The sequence below is a fragment of the Pseudomonas sp. 05N434 genome, assembly GCF_056396965.1.
Genome location: NZ_JBFTMK010000916.1, coordinates 1 through 2016 on the forward strand (window position 1 = coordinate 1; position 2016 = coordinate 2016).

A 2016-nucleotide genomic window follows, 5' to 3' on the forward strand; every position below is an offset into this window, starting at 1 on the left:
GGTACGCCCAACGGGTTGAGGACGACGTCGACCGGGGTGCCATTGGCATCGTGCGGCATGTCTTCAACCGGCATGATCACGGAGACCACACCCTTGTTACCGTGACGACCGGCCATCTTGTCGCCCGGCTGGATGCGGCGACGGATTGCCAGGTAAACCTTGACGATTTTCAGCACGCCTGGAGCCAGGTCATCGCCCTGCTGCAGCTTGCGCTTCTTGTCTTCGAACTTGTCGTCCAGCAGACGGCGGCGATCAACGATGTAGGCCTGAGCCTTCTCGAGCTGCTCGTTCAGAGCATCTTCAGCCATGCGCAGCTTGAACCACTGGCCGTGCTCAAGACCGTCGAGAACTTCGTCGGTGATTTCCTGACCTTTCTTCAGACCGGCGCCGCCTTCGGCTTTGTGGCCGACCAGAGCGGAACGCAGACGTTCGAAAGTAGCGCCTTCAACGATACGGAACTCTTCGTTCAGGTCCTTGCGGATCTCGTCGAGTTGAGTCTTCTCGATCGACAGTGCACGAGCATCACGCTCAACGCCGTCACGAGTGAAGACCTGTACGTCGATGACAGTACCCTTGGTGCCGGTAGGCACACGCAGGGAGGTGTCTTTAACGTCGCTGGCTTTTTCACCGAAGATCGCACGCAGCAGTTTTTCTTCCGGAGTCAGTTGGGTCTCACCTTTCGGAGTGACCTTACCTACCAGGATGTCGCCTGCGCCTACTTCAGCACCTACGTAAACGATACCGGCTTCGTCCAGCTTGTTCAGTGCAGCTTCACCCACGTTCGGGATGTCTGCAGTGATTTCCTCTGGCCCAAGCTTGGTGTCACGCGCCACACAGGTCAGTTCCTGGATGTGGATCGTGGTGAAACGGTCTTCCTGAACAACACGCTCGGACAGGCAGATGGAGTCTTCGAAGTTGAAGCCGTTCCATGCCATGAACGCGATGCGCATGTTCTGACCCAGAGCCAGTTCACCCATATCGGTGGACGGACCGTCGGCCATGATGTCGCTGCGCTGAACCCGATCACCTTTGCTCACCAGCGGACGCTGGTTGATGCAGGTGTTCTGGTTGGAGCGGGTGTACTTGGTCAGGTTGTAGATGTCGACACCTCAGCACGCAGGGTTGGTACAGCTTGACGCTGCATGTTCGAACCCATCAACGCACGGTTGGCGTCGTCGTGCTCGAGGAACGGGATCAGCGACGCAGCAACCGAAACTACCTGCTTCGGCGACACGTCCATCAAGGTGACATCTTCCGGCGCCTTGACGGTGAACTCGTTCAAGTGACGAACAGCTACCAGCTCGTCGATCAGGACTTTCTTGTCGTTCATCGTGGCCGAAGCCTGAGCGATCACGTGATCAGCTTCTTCGATGGCGGACAGGAAAACGATCTCGTCGGTGACCAGAGCGTCTTTCACCACGCGGTACGGGCTCTCGAGGAAGCCGTACTGGTTGGTGCGCGCATAGGCGGCCAGGGAGTTGATCAGACCGATGTTCGGACCTTCCGGCGTTTCAATCGGGCATACACGACCGTAGTGAGTCGGGTGTACGTCACGGACTTCGAAGCCTGCACGTTCGCGAGTCAAACCGCCTGGGCCGAGTGCAGAGACACGACGCTTGTGGGTGATCTCGGACAGCGGGTTGTTCTGGTCCATGAACTGGGACAGCTGACTGGAACCGAAGAACTCTTTCACCGCCGCAGCCACTGGCTTGGCGTTGATCAGGTCTTGCGGCATCAGGCCTTCGCTTTCAGCCATCGACAGACGCTCTTTGACCGCACGCTCAACACGTACCAGGCCAACGCGGAACTGGTTCTCGGCCATTTCGCCTACGCAGCGAACACGACGGTTACCCAGGTGGTCGATGTCATCGACGATGCCTTTACCGTTACGGATGTCGACCAGAGTCTTCAGAACCGCGACGATGTCTTCTTTGCACAACACGCCCGAACCTTCGATCTCGGTACGACCGATACGACGGTTGAACTTCATCCGGCCGACCGCAGACAGGTCATAGC

1 pseudogene is annotated in these 2016 nt (G+C 57.9%); it reads right to left on the bottom strand.

Annotated elements, in window-relative coordinates:
- Positions 1-2016: pseudogene (gene rpoB / locus AC1DLB_RS30680) on the bottom strand (DNA-directed RNA polymerase subunit beta); the annotation flags it as partial.